At 43.4% G+C, this 16909-nt stretch carries 21 protein-coding genes; 13 read left to right on the forward strand and 8 right to left on the reverse strand.

The features are described 5' to 3' along the window. Positions 1-188 precede the first annotated feature (188 nt). Complete coding sequence (locus J2128_RS00920; RefSeq protein ID WP_209688900.1) at positions 189-800, forward strand: phosphoribosylanthranilate isomerase; 612 nt, start codon at positions 189-191, stop codon at positions 798-800. A gap of 53 nt (positions 801-853) precedes the next feature. Here the strand turns inward: J2128_RS00920 and J2128_RS00925 are convergent, their stop codons facing one another. Then, on the reverse strand, positions 854-1297 hold the full coding sequence (locus tag J2128_RS00925; RefSeq protein ID WP_209688901.1) for a hypothetical protein: 444 nt from the start codon (positions 1295-1297) through the stop codon (positions 854-856). Positions 1298-1415: 118 nt separating this feature from the next. On the opposite strand from J2128_RS00925, the gene J2128_RS00930 reads away from it, so the two are divergent. The 9 genes from J2128_RS00930 to J2128_RS00970 all read left to right on the forward strand — a co-directional run bounded on the left by J2128_RS00930 (position 1416) and on the right by J2128_RS00970 (position 9443). After that, positions 1416-1724 carry a ferritin family protein gene (locus J2128_RS00930; RefSeq protein ID WP_209688902.1) on the forward strand — a complete coding sequence of 103 codons (309 nt, stop codon included), beginning with the start codon at positions 1416-1418 and terminating at the stop codon, positions 1722-1724. Between the two features lie 216 nt (positions 1725-1940). Next, positions 1941-2543, forward strand: a complete 603-nt coding sequence (hxlB, locus tag J2128_RS00935; RefSeq protein WP_209688903.1) for a 6-phospho-3-hexuloisomerase — start codon at positions 1941-1943, stop codon at positions 2541-2543. Positions 2544-2576: 33 nt separating this feature from the next. Then, a complete protein-coding gene (locus J2128_RS00940) occupies positions 2577-3692 on the forward strand; it encodes a pyridoxal phosphate-dependent aminotransferase (protein ID WP_209688904.1) in 1116 nt (371 codons plus the stop codon). Between the two features lies 1 nt (position 3693). Then, positions 3694-4737: a M42 family metallopeptidase gene (locus J2128_RS00945; RefSeq protein ID WP_209688905.1), complete on the forward strand. Its 1044-nt coding sequence runs from the start codon at positions 3694-3696 to the stop codon at positions 4735-4737. A gap of 89 nt (positions 4738-4826) precedes the next feature. Beyond that, positions 4827-5297: a hypothetical protein gene (locus J2128_RS00950; RefSeq protein ID WP_245323245.1), complete on the forward strand. Its 471-nt coding sequence runs from the start codon at positions 4827-4829 to the stop codon at positions 5295-5297. Positions 5298-5410: 113 nt separating this feature from the next. Next, positions 5411-6607 (forward strand): argininosuccinate synthase, encoded by a 1197-nt coding sequence (locus J2128_RS00955; protein ID WP_209688907.1) that lies wholly within the window; start codon positions 5411-5413, stop codon positions 6605-6607. Positions 6608-6865: 258 nt separating this feature from the next. Next, complete coding sequence (locus J2128_RS00960) at positions 6866-8356, forward strand: methanogenesis marker 14 protein (protein WP_209688908.1); 1491 nt, start codon at positions 6866-6868, stop codon at positions 8354-8356. A gap of 31 nt (positions 8357-8387) precedes the next feature. Continuing rightward, positions 8388-8636, forward strand: a complete 249-nt coding sequence (locus J2128_RS00965) for a hypothetical protein (RefSeq protein WP_209688909.1) — start codon at positions 8388-8390, stop codon at positions 8634-8636. 636 nt (positions 8637-9272) lie between these two features. Next, positions 9273-9443: a DUF362 domain-containing protein gene (locus J2128_RS00970; RefSeq protein WP_209688910.1), complete on the forward strand. Its 171-nt coding sequence runs from the start codon at positions 9273-9275 to the stop codon at positions 9441-9443. A gap of 189 nt (positions 9444-9632) precedes the next feature. Here the strand turns inward: J2128_RS00970 and J2128_RS00975 are convergent, their stop codons facing one another. Further along, complete coding sequence (locus J2128_RS00975; protein ID WP_209688911.1) at positions 9633-9914, reverse strand: peptidylprolyl isomerase; 282 nt, start codon at positions 9912-9914, stop codon at positions 9633-9635. 137 nt (positions 9915-10051) lie between these two features. Then, positions 10052-10207 (reverse strand): hypothetical protein, encoded by a 156-nt coding sequence (locus J2128_RS00980; protein ID WP_209688912.1) that lies wholly within the window; start codon positions 10205-10207, stop codon positions 10052-10054. A gap of 223 nt (positions 10208-10430) precedes the next feature. On the opposite strand from J2128_RS00980, the gene J2128_RS00985 reads away from it, so the two are divergent. Beyond that, positions 10431-10712 (forward strand): hypothetical protein, encoded by a 282-nt coding sequence (locus J2128_RS00985; protein ID WP_209688913.1) that lies wholly within the window; start codon positions 10431-10433, stop codon positions 10710-10712. A gap of 109 nt (positions 10713-10821) precedes the next feature. Here the strand turns inward: J2128_RS00985 and argF are convergent, their stop codons facing one another. Genes argF through J2128_RS01005 form a run of 4 tightly spaced genes read right to left on the reverse strand, consistent with a single transcriptional unit; the run spans position 10822 to position 14069 of the window. Next, positions 10822-11736, reverse strand: a complete 915-nt coding sequence (gene argF, locus J2128_RS00990; RefSeq protein WP_209688914.1) for an ornithine carbamoyltransferase — start codon at positions 11734-11736, stop codon at positions 10822-10824. After that, positions 11733-13025, reverse strand: coding sequence for a phosphoribosylamine--glycine ligase (purD, locus tag J2128_RS00995; RefSeq protein ID WP_209688915.1), 1293 nt, complete (start codon positions 13023-13025; stop codon positions 11733-11735). Before purD ends, argF begins: the two co-directional genes overlap by 4 nt. Positions 13026-13056: 31 nt before the next feature. Then, positions 13057-13584: an orotate phosphoribosyltransferase gene (gene pyrE, locus J2128_RS01000; RefSeq protein WP_209688916.1), complete on the reverse strand. Its 528-nt coding sequence runs from the start codon at positions 13582-13584 to the stop codon at positions 13057-13059. Further along, positions 13578-14069: a CDP-2,3-bis-(O-geranylgeranyl)-sn-glycerol synthase gene (locus tag J2128_RS01005; protein ID WP_245323362.1), complete on the reverse strand. Its 492-nt coding sequence runs from the start codon at positions 14067-14069 to the stop codon at positions 13578-13580. The genes pyrE and J2128_RS01005 overlap by 7 nt, the downstream gene beginning before the upstream one ends. 205 nt (positions 14070-14274) lie before the next feature. On the opposite strand from J2128_RS01005, the gene tes reads away from it, so the two are divergent. Both tes and J2128_RS01015 read left to right on the forward strand, forming a co-directional pair. After that, positions 14275-15765 (forward strand): tetraether lipid synthase Tes, encoded by a 1491-nt coding sequence (gene tes, locus J2128_RS01010; protein ID WP_209688917.1) that lies wholly within the window; start codon positions 14275-14277, stop codon positions 15763-15765. Positions 15766-15802: 37 nt separating this feature from the next. Further along, on the forward strand, positions 15803-16597 hold the full coding sequence (locus J2128_RS01015; RefSeq protein WP_209688918.1) for a RimK family alpha-L-glutamate ligase: 795 nt from the start codon (positions 15803-15805) through the stop codon (positions 16595-16597). A 9-nt stretch (positions 16598-16606) separates the two neighbouring features. On the opposite strand, the gene J2128_RS01020 is transcribed toward J2128_RS01015, so the two are convergent. Then, positions 16607-16906: a UPF0058 family protein gene (locus J2128_RS01020; RefSeq protein ID WP_209688919.1), complete on the reverse strand. Its 300-nt coding sequence runs from the start codon at positions 16904-16906 to the stop codon at positions 16607-16609. Positions 16907-16909: the final 3 nt, after the last annotated feature.

Raw genomic sequence — 16909 nt, forward strand, 5'->3', positions numbered from 1 at the left:
TGAAACTATTTGAAAACGCTTAACCTATACCTTGGTGACACATAACAATTTAAAATTACAGGACTACAGATCAATTATCCTAAATAATTATCTCACAGTCAGCTATTTTATAATACGAATTCCAAATGTAATCAGAAATATATCCCGGAAATCCATATTTCCCGGAAACGTTAACGGAGAAGTTTAAATTGCGTGTAAAGATTTGCGGTGTTACAAATGCAGATGACGCCATGTTCATAGAAGAGTCCGGAGCGGATGCCATAGGTGTCGTAATATCTCCTGAATCTGCCAGAAATGTGACTTTGGAGAAAGCAGACCTGATTTTTTCATCTCTTGGACCTTTTATCACCAGAGTCGTTGTGACGCATACAACTTCACCCGGTGAACTTGATAAAATTCTTTCCGTAAATCCTGATGCTGTCCAGCTTTCGTCAGGAATCAAGATGCCTGAATATTTCAGCGGAAGGGTTATCAGGGTAATCGGAAAAAATACCCCGGTACCGGATGACTGCGACGCACTCATAATCGATGAAAGCCGCGGAAGCGGCAGACTCTATGATCATTCGTTTGCAAAGGAAATTTCTGAAAAATCGGATATCCCTGTAATTCTTTCAGGAGGCCTGAACTCTTCCAATGTCCACCATGCAGCAGAAGAGATAAGACCATATGCAGTGGACGTCTGTTCCGGCGTCGAAGAAAGACCGGGAATAAAAAACAGGTTTGAAGTGCTTGAATTTCTCCGCGAATGCGGAAAGGCTCCGGGGGTAAAACTGAAGAAAGGTGTCCTTTTAGACCTGTAAAATTACCCTGAATTTGTCCTGGTTAATTGTATTTTTCCTCACTTACCTGTATTTTATGAAACGTCCCCGATGAAAGGGCCGGGCTCTTTGTCCACGTCGAATTCGTCCAGAAACGGCATGAGCCCTTTTACGTATATCTTTTTTGAACCTTCCTCTGAAGTTATCTCTCCGTAATCTATTATTTTTATCATCAGCGGGAATTCCTTAAGTCTCTGCTCAAACGTTGGGTCGTTTTCTTTTCCGAATTCAAGAAATCTGGATGCTGCAATAAAAGGTCTGCCGAATTCGTCGTCGCCTGCGAAGTCAGCCAGGTCTTTTTCATATGTCGAGTTTTCTGCCAGCTCCTTCTCGAAGTAGAGGACAACTTCAAGGTCGTATTTTTTGGAGAGCCGGTTTAAATCAAGGACATTGCATTCTTTTCCCTTAACCGCACCTATTTTTTCCAGTTTTTCTTCAAGGTTTTTTCCTTTTGCATAGTCAATACTTTTTCCAGCCATATTCTGTAGAATTCTCCTGAAATTTGTATGAACACTATATTACAAAATCTATTTGGTGGCAAATCACCGTAAAATATATCAATATTTGGGATTTTTAATTACATGAGGTTAAGAAAAAATGCCGGAATTTGGAAATCCTTTTTCAGGACTAAAGAATGACCGTAAACTGACGGATGAAGAACTTATAAGAGCAGTCAGATTTATGGTTGCAGCAGAGTACGAAGCAATACAGCTTTACATGCAGCTGGCGGATTCAACTGATAACAAACTTGCCAAAGACGTCCTGATAGATATTGCAGATGAGGAAAGGGTTCATGCAGGGGAATTTTTGAGACTTCTGCGTGAGATTTCACCTGACGAAGAGGAGTTTTACAGACAGGGATACGCCGAAGTTGAAGAAGAGATTGAAAAACAGTCCAAAAACTAAATTTCACCCGGTTTTAATTCAAAAATCTTTTTTGTATTTTGTTCACTTCAGTTCTTATCCGCTTTTCAGGGATAACCATTTTTAAATTAGTTTCGTATAAATACAGTCCTCTCCTCTTTGAATCAGCATTTGTATTTCAGTATTGTTTATGCCGGCTGATGTTTGCCAAAGTGGATATTCTAATACTTCCTAAAGATAAGTAAAGGTTTGAGGTTTATGTCAGAGTGTAGTAGAGTTCAGGATATGATCCGCCTGATGGCGTCAAAAATCAATGAAATGGCGGAATCTTTGTCGGATTCAGAGGTGCAGAATTTTATAGATGAGATAATGCATGCCGACAGGATATATGTGATGGGCGCCGGAAGGTCAGGTCTTGTGGCAAAGGCCTTTGCGATGAGACTGATGCACCTTGGTCTGAAATCATATGTAATAGGAGAGACGATTACCCCCGCAATGAAGAAGGGAGATATTGTCGTTGCCTTCTCGGGTTCCGGTGAGACCAAAACTATTGCAGAGCTCTGCGAGACCGCAAAGTCCATCGGGGGAAAAATATGCCTTGTGTCCTCGAAGAAGGATTCAAGAATCGGAAGGATTGCCGATACTGCCGTAGTTATCGAAAGCCACAGGGATACGGTAAAGGATGAATCGGCAGAGTATGAAATCCGCCAGATGATGGGAGAGCACAAATCGTTTGCACCTCTCGGCACTCTTTTCGAGACCGCATCGATGGTCTTCAGCGATTCTATAATATCTGCGATTATGGAAATCACGGAATGCGACGAGACCGAGCTTAAGGGAAGACATGCGAATATAGAATAAATAAAAGTAAAAAAGGCAGGAGGCTTCATTTTAATGGTGAATAAAAATCCTTTTTCCGACAGGGTTCTTACAGTGCAGATGTCAGGAATACGAAAGTTTTTTCAGAAGGCAAAGCCTGACTCGATAAATCTTGGAATTGGCCAGCCGGACTTCCCAACGCCTGAACATATCAAAAATGCCGGGATTAAGGCCATAGAGGACAACCTGACGGGCTACACTTTTAATTCCGGAGTTCCGGAATTAAGGGAAGCCATCTCAGGCAAATTCAGGCGCGAAAATGGTCTGGACTATACCCCTGACCAGATAATCGTTACCGCCGGTGCTGGTGAAGCGCTTCATATTGCAATGGAGACACTCGTAAACCCTGGTGACGTTGTTCTCTATCCCGACCCGGGATTCGTATCATACAAGGAATGTGCCGTTCTTGCCGGCGGAAGACCCCGTGGAATCGCACTTGATGAAAATTTTCACATCGATGTCGAGTCCTGCAAGGAGCAGATGGACGGTGCAAGGGTTCTGGTATTGAACTCACCCGGAAATCCGACCGGTGCGGTCGAAAGCGAAGAGACGATAAAGGCGGTGTCACAGTACGCGGAGGACAAGGGCGTCACGATAATCTCGGATGAGGTCTATGAGCATTTCATATACGAAAAAAAGCATTACTCCGCTGCAAACTATTCCGATGACGTAATGACGGTCAACGCCGCGAGCAAGACCTTTTCAATGACAGGCTGGAGGCTTGGGTTTATCGGAGGTCCTGAAAACTATATAGAACAGTGCCTGAAGGTCCACCAGTACTGCCAGACCTGCGCCACATCTATCTCGCAATATGCGGCGATTGCTGCATACAACGGTAGTACGGACTGCGTTGAAAAAATGAGGCGTGAATACGCACAAAGAAGGAATATCATGTATGAAGGTCTCAAAAGGCTTGGATTTGAGTTCTCAAAACCTGAGGGTGCCTTTTACATGTTTGTGCCGATGGAGAAGAAAATGTTTGAAGACATCATAGACGCCGGAGTTGTGGTAATCCCCGGTGATGCCTTCGGTGAAAATGCGACGGACTACGCAAGATTCAGCTACGCGGCTTCACGTGAGGATATCAGTGAAGCTTTAATCAGAATTGAAAACAAAATTAAGGTGAGGTAAAATGTTAAAAGATTTATTGGGAAAACTTTCCGATGCACATGGCCTCTCAAGCTATGAAGGAAATATACGGGATATAATAAAAGAAGAGCTTGCGGGATATGTTGACGAAATGTACACCGACAGGATGGGAAACCTTATTACGGTCAAAAAAGGTGACGACTTTAAGTTCATGGTTGCGTCGCATATGGACGAAATAGGATTTATGGTCCAGTACATCGACGAAAAGGGTTTTATTAAATTCGTTCCGATAGGCGGATGGTTCACTCCGACGGCATATACCCAGAGAGTGGTTCTTCACGGCAAAAAAGGAGATATTACCGGGGTAATCGGTGCGAAGCCGCCTCATGTGATGTCGGCCGAGGACCGCAAAAAGGAACTTAAGATTGAGGATATGTTCATCGACATCGGTGCCGTCAGCGACAAGGACGCAGCGGACCTCGGAATAGAGATAGGGACTCCGATTACTATCGACCGTGAATATAAAGAGCTTGCAAACGGCAGGATAACCGGAAAGGCAATGGACAACCGTGTCGGCGTCGCTTTGCAGATTGAAGTTTTAAAACAGGTAAAATCACCTCATACAATATACGGTGTATTCACAGTTCAGGAGGAGCTTGGGCTTAAAGGGGCAAAAGTCAGTGCATTTGCAATAAACCCGGACTGCGCAATAGCAACGGATGTTACAATACCCGGCGATCACCCCGGGATTACGAAGAGTGAGGCTTCTGTTGAGATGGGCAAAGGGCCTGTTCTTGGTCTTGTCAGCGCCGCCGGAAGGGGTCTTATGGCGGACTGGAACGTATCCGACTGGCTCAGAAAAGCAGGTGACAAAAATAAAATACCATACCAGCTTGAAGTTGGAGACGGCGGAAACACCGATGCAACGATTATCCATCTCGTAAGGGAAGGTATACCAAGTATACCCTTCTCAATAGCGTCACGTTATATCCACTCTCCTGTAGAAGTAGTCGACTTAAAGGACGTGGAAAACGGAATAAAGCTTCTTGTCGAAGCCCTTAAGACAAAACCCAAATTCAAAAATTAATATTTTTTATCTTTTTTATTCTTTCAAAAGAATCAAATATCAGATGTTTCTATAAGTCAGTTATTATGAGGCGGTTATATCTTACTTTTATGGTGATTTTTTTTGCAGCTTTTGTGTTTTCTGCAGGCTGTACCGGTTCGGACGGTCAGTCCGGTCAGACGCAGACTCCTACAGAGACCGCACAGGCTACGACAGAAGCCACCGAAACTCAGGCTCTGCCTTCTGATATGGTGCCCGGACCGACGGAACAGCCTTCTTCTGATTACACTGTCGCAATACAGGTCAACAAGGACCAGGTCTACGGGACTATAACAGTCTATTTCATGGGCGGTTCCGGGCAGAATTTTGTCTCTACCATCACAGTTGACGTTTATTATCCTGACGGAGCAAGCGAGAGCAAAAATCTAAGTTACGAGAACATAGGAGACAGCGTGGAGTTTCCGGCAAACAAGTACGAGCAGGACAGGGTAAAAGTGACAGCTGTGTATCCCGGCACAATCGGAACGTATGTAGTCTATGACCAGCTTGTCCCGCAGGACCCGCCCCTGGTGCCGGAATGATTCATTTTAGTTTATCCTTTTTTTGAAGAGTCAATGAGAGTATTAATTTATCTTTAATTACAAACAACCTAAGCAGATTTTATTTTTATTAAAGCTATAACGGAGAAAATTCAATGGGAAAAGGAAAAGTAGTTCTTGCCTTCTCAGGCGGTCTTGACACTTCAATATGTGTCCCGCTTTTAAAAGAGCATTATGGGTTTGATGAAGTAATTACCGTAGCAGTTGACGTGGGTCAGCCCCCGGAGGATATAAAAACAGCTACAGACAAAGGCAACAAAATTGCCGACAGGCATTATACAATAGACATCAAAGACAGGTTTGTCGAAGAGCAGCTGTTTCCGTCAATAAAGGCCAACGGCTCGTACGAGGGCTATCCTATGGGAACGGCGCTAGCACGTCCCCTAATAGCAGAAGAGATTGTAAAAATAGCCAGAAAGGAAGGTGCAGAAAGTGTTGCCCACGGGTGCACCGGAAAAGGCAACGATCAGCTGAGGTTTGACTTTGTCTTCAGAAAGGAGGGCCTTAATATAATCGCTCCTATGCGTGAGATGAACCTTACACGCGAATGGGAGATGGACTATGCCGAAAAGCACGGTGTACCTGTTCCTGTTGTAAAAGCAAAACCGTATTCTGTCGATGAAAACTGCTGGAGCAGGAGCATCGAGGGTGGTGTTCTGGAAAAACCCGAAAACCATCCGTCAAACGACATATATGCCTGGACAGTCTCTTCAAAGGACGCCCCGGACGAACCCGAAGAGGTCCGCATCGGGTTTGAAAAAGGTATCCCTGTGTCCTTAAACGGCAAAAAAATGAATGGAATAGACTTAATCCTTGAACTGAACTGTATAGCCGGAAGAAACGGTGTAGGAAGAAACGATATGATAGAAGACCGTATCCTGGGCCTTAAGGCACGTGAAATCTATGAGCACCCTGCGGCGACAGTTCTTCTGAAGGCTCATCCGGATCTTGAAAGGCTTGTATTAAGCCGCCAGGAACTTGCATTTAAGCATATCGTTGATGAAAAATGGTCAGAACTTGGATATATGGGGTTAATTCACGAACCTTTGTTTGAGGCACTGAGTGCATTTGTAGACAAGACCCAGGAGAGGGTTACTGGTTTTGTTGATGTTATACTGTACAAGGGAAGCGTTACAGTTGCAGGGAGAAGTTCCCCGAATGCCCTGTACTCCGATGATCTTGTTTCGTTTGAAAGCAAAACGATAGACCAGAATGATGCAGTGGGGTTCTCGGCATATTACGGTTTCCAGGCAAGAATAAAAGATATGATTGCAAAGACAAAATCGGAATAAGCCTGATCTAAAAATATATTTTTTTGTTTCCTGTTAAGTCCTTACTTTTGTTTTTGTAATTCTGTTGCCTTTTGACTGCATAGTCGCCGGTTAATTGCGTAACTTCTGCCGTTCGTAAAAAAATTTTTGGAAAAATCTGTAAAAACCGGTTAAATTTGAAATTCATATGAAAATCCCATAATATTTCTCTTTTTTTATTGCGGCCGTTTCTCTGAAAAGAAAGGTTTAACCCTGAAAAGATTAGTACAGAATTATGTAATGTGTGCCTTTTTTAGTTTTAAAAAGAAGATGCCGAATATTGTAGAGAGCCCCCCTCCTCCATCCATGGGGCAGGGTGCAGGTATGAGGGTTCCTGAATACAAGTCAAAGCCTTATTTTATAGTGGCTTCGGTTGAGATGGGCAATACAACAACGAAATGCATCCTTACCGGCACCAATCTTGAGACAGGAAGGACTTACGTCATAAATAAAACCGTCTCGATGAGCAGGGACGTAAGACCGCCCAAACCCGGAGAGGCCGTGTTCGGTGAAACGCTTGTAGGGACACCAATAACAAGGGAGTCTGTGACAGAGCTTGTCAGGGATACTCTGATTCAGTGTCATAAGGAGGCAGACCTTTCAATAAAAGACGATCTGGACTTTGTCGTCAGAAGTACCGGAGTTGTTGCGGCAATGGACTCCCCGGACCAGGTAGGGGATTTTGTAATAGCCCTTGCAAACGGGTGCCTTGCGGCAGGAGTCCCTCCAAAAAAGATGACTCCTCCGATGGGTATTAATAATCTTCCTTTAAAATTAAGGGAATTCAGCTTTGCCGACAAACTTACGTTCTGCGGGACTGTTGCAGGAGTTTCGCCGCCTGTAGGGTCTTCGGGTGTTGAAATGGTTGCAAACGAGATGGAGGGCGAGCTTGCAATGGCCGGAATAAAGGAGGGTGCAAAATGGACAAACGTTGACTTCAGAAATCCGTGCATTTCCATTGATTTCGGTACGACGCTTGACGGGCGTATAACAAGCGATGTACCCCCCGATGACGAATGGCCTTTTGCAAAGACAATAGGCAATTTCTGCGGGCTTGCCGGCGCAATTCCAGATGCAATCGTCAGGGGAACCGGTAAAGTAAAGGAAAATACCGGGACTGCCCTTGATCTTTTCGGAGATAAAAGCCTGAAGAGTAACCTCTCCAAGAAGAAGACAAAGGTTGTTCGGGACTATGAAGAACAGATAAGAAATATTGTCGATATAAGAATAGTTCCTTCTGACAGGACACGCTTTGGAAAAGTGCCCGTATGTGCAGACCTTGCTATGAAGTCCGGAATTGCCATGATAGGCAGCGATGCCGGAGTCAACTTCAGTGGATCGGATAGCTTAAAAGCTATTGGTGCAGAGATATATGAAAAACATGGTGCAGGCGTCTTAAACGATGTCATTGACAATGTCTGTGCCGATATCGCACTGAGGCTTGTTGATGTAGCTGCCGAGAACAAACTTGTCCCGCCAAACTCTTCGATAGGATTCACAGGCCGTGCCGCGATTTCAGGAAGAAAACCTGACTATATTATGGAAGGTATTGAGGAAAGAGGGTTTTACGATGACCCTTACGATCATGTGATTTTTGTTGATGACGGGCTTGCAAGAGGTGCTGCTCTTATGGGAAGGTGCATGTGTTCAATGGGAAAGCCTAAAGACCCTATCGGCGGTGTAAGAGGCGGTCCCTGCATTATGTCAAGGCGTATAAAAATAGGGAAGTAGTGAAAGTAGTCCTTTTGGAGGTTTTATTTTTATGGAAGAAAAAAAAGAGGCTGAACTTTATGATGTAATTGTGCCGCCGGGTGTTCCGAGAAAAATAATTCTTGATATCTCGGAAAAGTTTGACGTGGAGGTCGTAGACAGGCCCCGTGCGGTCAAATTTGCGAATATGGACGGAGACGTAAGAAACCTTATCGCTTTCCGGTGCGATGCAAAAACGGCGCAGGAAGTTCACGACTATATGCTCTCTGAGCTCAGAAAGTTCGTGGACGGGGACGAATAAAATATTTTTGACCGGGCGGAATTTTTCCCGGCCAGTCATCCTTTTCTGCTTTAACAGGACTATCCCCTGATTTTCAGCAATCCGTTTAAATTCACCTTTGACTGCAAAATCAGCGGGATGTGTCCATGAATTAGAAAAAGATCTTTAAGAATAAAGTGATTCAGGTCAGAGGGGTTTTTAGAAATCCTCTTTAATTAAATTCCGGATAATATCTCATAAACTGAAAAACTATTTTCGAAATAATGAGTCATTTTACCCCTGACGTCATGATGAGTTTTAGGAAAAAACCGGGAGAATTTAGTATCCCAACTTATTCTACACATATTAGCTTTTCACACCTGTCCATAACCGGGCATAAGCTTCAGAATCTTTTCCGGAAGATGACCTGTCCCTCAGGCGGATTATCAAAGGTGTTATCCGGAAGATAAATTGTTTTCGGGCCACTCAATAAAACTCTCCGGGGAGAATATTGCAGACACAAAATGATTTCGGGACAGCACACGTGATAGCACAGAAAAAACTGAGAAAACCAAAATTATATATAATATCAATAAAAAGGGAGAACGTGATAACATCCTAAGGTAAGCGTTCTGCCCTTGGTGGTGTTGGAAAAAGAGAAATGGTGGTAGAAAAACTATGACATATATTATAACAGAAACCTGTGTAGGGTGCGGAAAGTGTGAACCCGAGTGCCCTGTTGACGCTATTAAAGAGGGGTCTCTCTATAAGATTGAGCCCGGCAAATGTGTTGACTGCGGTCTTTGTGATGAAATCTGCCCTGTCGACGCAATTTATCGCAAGATGTAAGCCGGGCACCCTTTCCTTATGAAAGGTAAAAACCCAAATTTTTACATTTTTCAAAAGAAACTTAAATAATCGGGCAGACCTGCTGCGGGAATTTTTAACTCTGTTTTCCCCCTTCATTGAGGCATTTAAAATATGTCAGCAACAGATCATCAGATAAGCCATATCACTTGCAAAAAAAAGTTTTATAATTTATTTTGTGTCGGTAACTTTGATTATGTGATATCCGAACTGTGTCTTTACAGGCCCTGTGATATCTCCTTTTTTTGTCTTAAAGCTTGCTTCCTCAAACTCTTTTACCATCATGCCTTTTGAGAACCAGCCGAGGTCTCCACCCTTTTTGCCCGAGGGGCATGTCGAAAACTTTTTTGCAAGAGTCCCGAAATCATCGCCTGCATTTATCTTTGAAAGGATATCTTTTGCCTCTGCCTCGGTTTTTACAAGTATGTGCGAAGCTCTGACCTTTGTTGTCATTCTTAAAACTATAGTATATACGGCAAAATAACTTTGCATTTTTGAGATGCAGCTGCATCATATAAGAAGAGCCGGACACCCCGTCACGCACGTATGTTTTTTTGCAGGCTTAAAGGACGACTTTTTTAGAACTCTTCCTATTCTTCTTTTGTATTCACTTCGTCTGTTATTTCCCATTCGCCTCTTTCAACCCTTCCGGCAATTACCATCTTGTGCGCAAGAGTGCATCTTGGGTCTTTTATAATTTTGTCTAACTCCTTTTGTGTCAGTTTCATGTACCTTGGCATGGACATATTATTGTCTCCTTGTTTTTTTCATCAGGTGATGGACTTTTGGTTTTTGGATAACTGTTTCCTGCATGAATTCTTAGGAGAGACAAAAAAATAAATCCGGCGGTCAGGTGTTTTGAATGATGCAAAGGTTTATTTTGGAAATATCATGCCTGAAAACATCTGTTTTATTGACTAAACAGAAAATCAAAAAGAATTAAAGTCATTTTGTTCATATGTTTACCAAATGGTGTGGATAAAGTCCCTTGAAGGAAGCTATGTTAACGAATCGAACATTCTCTCAATAACTTTTGACAATAAATGCAATTCATTCGTTGCAGTTGTAGGATACAAAGAGGCCAGGCTTCAGCATAAAATATTCCAGAACCGTGCTCTTGACAATATACTTGCCGGTGACAGGCCGAAAAGCGAGAATGAGATAATAGAGGAGATGATAGAGTATATAGAAAAGGCAAAAAGAGAATCGTCACCGTTTATTCTTGACTTTGACAAACTTATAAATGCATAATTTTTAGTCCAAACCGGAAAAACAGGCAAAATAACATTTTTCACAGGAAAAAAAGCCTGTGTTATGTATACATGCATCCCGAAAATATGTGCGTGATGCTAAAAAAAATTTATTTGTGCAGGAGCTTTACCAAAAGCGCCTTTTGTGCGTGAAGACGGTTTTCAGCCTGCCTCCATACAATACTGTTTTTTCCTTCGATGACTTCGTCAGTTATCTCTTCCCCCCTGTGTGCAGGAAGACAGTGCATAACGACAGCTTTTGGGGACGCTTTTTCCATAAGCTTTCTGCTGACGCAGTATCCGGAAAAATCCCTGAGTCTTTTTTCTTTTTCATTTTCAGAACCCATGGATATCCAGGTGTCAGTGTATATCACGTCAGATCCTAAAACAGCTTCATCAGGGCTTTCAAAGAATCTGACGTTTCCGCCGGCTTCAATCGTCGATTTTACAATATCCCCGTCAGGTCCATAGCCTTTGGGAGTTGAGACCCTCACCTCAAATCGGGTATACAGAGATGATAAAATCAGCGAGTTGCAGACATTATTCCCGTCGCCTATCCATGCGACTTTCAGTGACGAAAGGTCTTCTCCGAACGTCTCCCTCATAGTCATGACGTCGGCAAGAATCTGGCAGGGGTGCTCTTTGTCGGAAAGACCGTTTATCACGGGAACAGTTGCATATTTTGCTATTTCTTCAACGGTTTTGTGATAGAAAGACCTTACCATAATCGCTGAGAGGTAACCTGAAAGGACGCGTGCGGTGTCTTTTATTTCTTCTCCTCTTCCAAGCTGCATGTCGTTAGGGTTAAGAAATATCGCGTGTCCTCCAAGTTCAAACATTCCTGTCTCAAATGAAATGCGTGTTCTTGTAGAAGCTTTTTCAAATATCATCCCAAGGCTTTTTTTGTACAGGAGGTCCCCAAGTATCCCTTTTTTTCTTTTTTCCTTTAGGTCTGATGCGAGGTTTAAAACATCCGCAAATTCCTGTTTTGTAAGGTCTGTAACTGATAAGATATCCTTTTTCATCTGATCTCCTTCATGTGCCTGATGCGCCTTTCAAGGACTTCGAGTGTCCCTATATCTTTTCTGTGGCGTACACCGCCTTTGACTGATTCAGCGGCAGACTCTGCAATAGATTCCGCCTCTTTGAGGGTTTCGGCGCAGCCTACGAATGCAAGGGTCCTTGAAGTCTGGGTATAATACTTTCCGTTCTTTTCCGTAATATTGGCATAGTATATGTATGCCTCCCCTAAGTCGCCTATCTCTACGGGTTTACCTGATTTGGGAGAGTCCGGATAGCCTTCCGGGACAAGGTACTTGCATACTGATGCCTTTTTCTCGAACTCCACATCCGCTTCTGAAAGCGTTCCTTCAACAATCTTCTTTACAATTTCGCAGAAATCGGATTTTAACAGCGTGAGAAGATTCATCGCCTCCGGGTCACCGAACCTTGCGTTGAACTCTATGACTTTCGGGCCTTCTGAAGTGTTCATGAACTGACCGTAGAGCATTCCCCGGTAAGGTGTGCCTGCACTTTTCATGTATGCAACCACGTCCTTCATAATAGAAAGTGCCTTATTGTAGTCAGTCTCCGAGACGAACGGAAGCATGTTATCAGGCATCGTATAGGAACCCATTCCCCCTGTGTTCGGCCCGATATCACCTTCAAAAGCTCTTTTGTGGTCCTGGACCAAGGGCATCGGGACAAGGTGGACTCCGTCGACGAATGCCATAAGGGTGAACTCTTCGCCTAAAAGCCTTTCCTCAAGGACGACCTGCCCACCTATTTCTTTAATATATTTGCAGGCACCGTCCTTTTCAAAGTGCTCTCCCATTATTTTGACACCCTTTCCCCCTGTAAGACCTATGGGTTTTATTGCAAGATCCCTGTCATAGTCCTTTATGAATTCACAGGCGTCATCAGAGTTATGAAATACGCGGTATTTCGGGCACCCTGCAACCCCGTATTTACTCATCATTTCCCTGCAGAACGCCTTGTCTGTCTCAAGACGGGCTGCTGCACGGCTCGGACCCACACAGGCTACCCCGTGTTCTTCAAGAAAGTCCACAATTCCGGCTTCAAGGGGAGCTTCAGGTCCTATCACTGCATATTCGGCACCTGATTTTATGGCAAACTCCGTAATTGCAACAGGGTCAGTCTCCCTGCATATAAGATAGTCCGAACACAGCCCTACAATGCCCGGGTTTTTCTTTGCCATAACAGAATATATTTCGCATGAACCGCTTCGTGAAAGAGCCTTTACGATAGCATGTTCTCTGCCTCCTCCGCCTACGGTAAGAATTTTCATAACCATTTTTCATATCACCAGATTTATTGTTTGTATTTCAGGCTGATTTATTCAGGATTTCTGAAGCTCGTACAAGTGAATAAAGTTTTGTATTATTTTTTTTCAGGTTTTCACAGCCGCCCTGTTCACGGTCGACAACCGCAACAACCGTATCGGCTGTTGCACCTGCTTTTCTAAGCTGTTCTATTCCGTAGATTACGCTTCCTCCGGAAGTCACAACATCCTCTACAAGAAGAACATGTTTTCCCTTTACGTCACCTATTATATTATCTGATATTCCATGATCTTTTTTTTCCTTTCGGATAATACAGTATGGTTTTTTTGAAGATAAAGAGACGGAGACGGCAATTGGTACTGCACCTACAGCTACTCCCGCAATGACGTCGAAATCAAATTTTTCCGCTATTTTTGCAATCTCAGATCCTATGGCCGACAAAAGCGCAGGATTTGTAGATGCGGTTTTAATATCTATATAATATGTGCTTTTCGCTCCTGATGCAAGAGTAAAGTCTCCGAACTCTATAGCGCCGTACTTAATAAGAATATCTGCAATTTCACTTACCATGGAACATCTTTGACTCCTATTATGTATCCTATCATATTGGCGCCCCTGTGTAATAGAGGTGTGACTATAAGTATCCACAAAAGTATTGCAGGGGTTATGTTTGCAAATGTCCAGGCGGGGTCAAACAGCAGGACCAGGAGAAGTGATCCTGCAACCAGGTCATACTGGTCCGCTATCAGCCATTCCTCACCGCGTTTTTTGTTGAGTCTCCTTTTAAAAAAACTCTTGATAAGGTCTCCTAAAAGAGCACCTGTTGCAAGGAGGGTTACGGATAATGGCGTATGTATGGAAAATCCGATTTTATCCCCTATAAGTATGAGAATAAGTCCTATGATTATCCCTGAAAAAACGCCTCCGAAAAATCCTCTCCACGTTTTTCCTTCTCCGAATATTCTCCTGCCGTCATGCCAGTTTCTGCCGAAGTCAATTGGTTTTCCTCCGCCGAATACTGCAGCGGCCGAATTGGGAACATATGCAGGCAGCATAATCCACAACGCCGCGATAAGCGACATCAGAATTCCGGTAATATCAATATTAAAGGGCGACAATATGACTAATATAAAGAATTAATAAAATAAATAATGTATCAAAACCTATATGAAAAGCCTGATGAATAGACTGGATGTAACCAATCCTTTTATTTAATCAAATCCAGAATAGAATTAAGTAATCAATTGTGTGAGAGCAAATATGGTGATAAAAACAACAAAGGGTCTTTGTCCTGAATGTGGCGCATTACTTCCTGCCGATATTATTGAGGAGGACAATCAGATATGGATTGTCAGGACATGCCCTGAACACGGCAAATTCAAAAGCCTGTATTGGTCGGATGCGGAGATGTACAAGCGTTTTGATGCATATGATACGGAAGGGAACGGTTTGGAAAATCCTCAGAGGTGTGCATCCAGTGATGAGTGCCCTTTTGCATGTGGCATATGCAACAATCATAAGTCCACTACGCTTCTTGCAAATATTGATCTTACAAACCGGTGCAACCTGAACTGTGATTTTTGTTTTGCAAATGCGCGTGCCTGCGGCTACGTCTACGAGCCGTCATTTGATGAAGTATTATCAATGCTTAAGATGCTGAGAAACGAGAAACCATGTCCTGCTCCTGCGGTTCAGTTTTCCGGCGGGGAACCGACGATGAGAGATGACCTGGTGGAAATTATTACGGCTGCAAAAGATTTGGGGTTTAAACAGGTTCAGATGGCCACAAACGGGGTAAAAATGGCAAGGGACAAAAAACTTGTAAAAGACCTGAAAGAGGCCGGGCTGAGCACTGTTTATCTTCACTTTGATGGGGTTACAAAAGAGACCAACCCTTTCATAAATATCAGCAAGAAAGCTATTGAAAACTGCGCTGAGGTCGGTCAGGGTATAGTTCTTGTACCAACCGTAATAAACGGAAAAAACGATCATGAAGTGGGGAATATCATCAAATTTGCTGCGGATAATATAAAAGTTATAAGGGGTGTAAATTTCCAGCCTGTCGCTTTTACAGGTGCTGCATCAGAGGACGATGTAATAAAGGAACGCGTGACGATTCCTGACCTGCTCGATAGAATAGAAAGACAGACTGACGGGGAACTGAAAAAAGATTATTTCTACCCTATTCCCTGCGTTGTCCCTGTTTCAAAGCTTGTTGAGGCTTACACCGGAAAACCGCAGATTGAGTTTACAACGCACCAGCACTGTGGTGCGGCAACTTATGCATTTGTGACGGAAGACGGTCTTGTTCCCGTAAACAAAATGATAGACGTTGACGAGTTTTTCAGGGTAATTACTATAATGTCTGAAAAACTTGATGATAAAAAAACTCTCAACAAATACCTGACTCTTGCCGAAGGTCTGAAAGGTTTTCATTCATCTTTTAAGAAAGGTGAAAACAACAGTTCCGGGATGTTCTGGAAAATGCTCTACCAGGCCCTCGTAAAACAGGACTTCGAAGCTTTAAGGGATTTCCACTGGAATGCTCTGTTTATAGGAACAATGCATTTTATGGACAACTACAACTATGATGTGGGAAGGGTTCAGAGGTGCTGTATACATTATGCAACACCTGACGGAAGACTGATTCCTTTCTGCACGTATAATTCCGGTCCGGTGTTCAGGGAACAGGTCTGGAAGAAGTTTTCAAAACCTGCCGGACAGCACGATCCGATTGAGAAAGTAGACTGATAAACCCTTTTCATTTTTTCTTTCAGGTGTCATCATTATGATACGCATAGTAAAAAAGCCGACTGACACAGATTCTGATAATTCCACCGGAATGGTTGCGGATGAATTATCCAAAAGAGGTGTCCCCTTTTCATATCTTGACCTTAACGGAACAGATCCTTTCTCCGGTGAAATATGCGGTGATCTTATATGGGTCTGCGGCATAAAGCAGGACGGACTGCAGTACGAGATAATAAACGCCCTTAACCTGAACAACAGGGTTGCGAACTCTCCTGAATCAATAGCTGTATGCGCAAGCAAGGTACAGACAACAGCAAGACTTCTGAAGAATGGTATAAGCACTCCTGATACCATATTTACCGGAAGTCTTAATGACGTTGAAAAATTCCTGGAAAAACATGAAAAAGCGGTCTTCAAGCCGGTTTATGGTTATGACGGAAACGGAATATACCCGTTTTCGGACATAAGCGGTCTAAGGGACAGCCCTCCGTTTTACGTGCAGGAGTACATAGAAAACGACCGCGATTACAGGGTTTTTGTAATTGACGGGGAAGCTGTGGGAGCAATAAAGAGGGTTTCCTCTTCCTTTGCGCACAATATACATCAGGGAGGCTGCGGGAGTGCACTGCAGGTAATCCCTGAAGAGATGGCCTGCATCGCCTCGCAGGCGGCGAAAGCCATAGAAACAGATTACTGTGGAGTTGATCTTCTGCCAAAGGGCGATTCGTATACTGTCCTTGAAGTGAACGGTACACCTAACTGGCACTGCATGAAGGCGCCAATACCGTCGCTTCTTTCAGAATTCCTGATAGATGCAGGTAAAAGTCTCTGATAATAGTTATTACGGATATTTCTCTTCGGGATTTTCATCAATCTCTTTTTCTGTTTTCAGTGCGAGTTCATGCATTCTGTCGGCAATCCTTTTTGATGCTGACGGCTCTACCTCTTTCATAGCCTGCGCAATCTCTTCTCCCAGAACAAATATAGCATGCTTGTGCTCCATCTTGCTTTTATGAATCTGGTTGGGTTTGATTTTCAGGGCGTCGTACTCCGAAAAAACAGCGTTCGGGTTTTCTTTTTCAAAATTCTCCTTTATGGTATACATAAACTGGTGGAGAGCAATTAATTCTTCTTTATGCACAGG

Origin of the sequence: Methanomicrobium sp. W14 (assembly GCF_017875315.1) — an archaeon.
In the GTDB taxonomy this organism is placed as follows: domain Archaea; phylum Halobacteriota; class Methanomicrobia; order Methanomicrobiales; family Methanomicrobiaceae; genus Methanomicrobium.

Excerpts from the sequence above, each read along its gene's own strand:
- J2128_RS00925 (WP_209688901.1), bottom strand. The coding sequence starts at position 1,297 with ATGGCTGGAAAAAGTATTGACTATGCAAAAGGAAAAAACCTTGAAGAA.
- J2128_RS00930 (WP_209688902.1), top strand. The coding sequence starts at position 1,416 with ATGCCGGAATTTGGAAATCCTTTTTCAGGACTAAAGAATGACCGTAAA.
- hxlB (WP_209688903.1), top strand. The coding sequence starts at position 1,941 with ATGTCAGAGTGTAGTAGAGTTCAGGATATGATCCGCCTGATGGCGTCA.
- J2128_RS00940 (WP_209688904.1), top strand. The coding sequence starts at position 2,577 with ATGGTGAATAAAAATCCTTTTTCCGACAGGGTTCTTACAGTGCAGATG.
- J2128_RS00945 (WP_209688905.1), top strand. The coding sequence starts at position 3,694 with ATGTTAAAAGATTTATTGGGAAAACTTTCCGATGCACATGGCCTCTCA.
- J2128_RS00950 (WP_245323245.1), top strand. The coding sequence starts at position 4,827 with ATGGTGATTTTTTTTGCAGCTTTTGTGTTTTCTGCAGGCTGTACCGGT.
- J2128_RS00955 (WP_209688907.1), top strand. The coding sequence starts at position 5,411 with ATGGGAAAAGGAAAAGTAGTTCTTGCCTTCTCAGGCGGTCTTGACACT.
- J2128_RS00960 (WP_209688908.1), top strand. The coding sequence starts at position 6,866 with ATGTGTGCCTTTTTTAGTTTTAAAAAGAAGATGCCGAATATTGTAGAG.
- J2128_RS00965 (WP_209688909.1), top strand. The coding sequence starts at position 8,388 with ATGGAAGAAAAAAAAGAGGCTGAACTTTATGATGTAATTGTGCCGCCG.
- J2128_RS00970 (WP_209688910.1), top strand. The coding sequence starts at position 9,273 with ATGACATATATTATAACAGAAACCTGTGTAGGGTGCGGAAAGTGTGAA.
- J2128_RS00975 (WP_209688911.1), bottom strand. The coding sequence starts at position 9,914 with ATGACAACAAAGGTCAGAGCTTCGCACATACTTGTAAAAACCGAGGCA.
- J2128_RS00980 (WP_209688912.1), bottom strand. The coding sequence starts at position 10,207 with ATGTCCATGCCAAGGTACATGAAACTGACACAAAAGGAGTTAGACAAA.
- J2128_RS00985 (WP_209688913.1), top strand. The coding sequence starts at position 10,431 with ATGGTGTGGATAAAGTCCCTTGAAGGAAGCTATGTTAACGAATCGAAC.
- argF (WP_209688914.1), bottom strand. The coding sequence starts at position 11,736 with ATGAAAAAGGATATCTTATCAGTTACAGACCTTACAAAACAGGAATTT.
- purD (WP_209688915.1), bottom strand. The coding sequence starts at position 13,025 with ATGGTTATGAAAATTCTTACCGTAGGCGGAGGAGGCAGAGAACATGCT.
- pyrE (WP_209688916.1), bottom strand. The coding sequence starts at position 13,584 with ATGGTAAGTGAAATTGCAGATATTCTTATTAAGTACGGCGCTATAGAG.
- J2128_RS01005 (WP_245323362.1), bottom strand. The coding sequence starts at position 14,069 with ATGCTGCCTGCATATGTTCCCAATTCGGCCGCTGCAGTATTCGGCGGA.
- tes (WP_209688917.1), top strand. The coding sequence starts at position 14,275 with ATGGTGATAAAAACAACAAAGGGTCTTTGTCCTGAATGTGGCGCATTA.
- J2128_RS01015 (WP_209688918.1), top strand. The coding sequence starts at position 15,803 with ATGATACGCATAGTAAAAAAGCCGACTGACACAGATTCTGATAATTCC.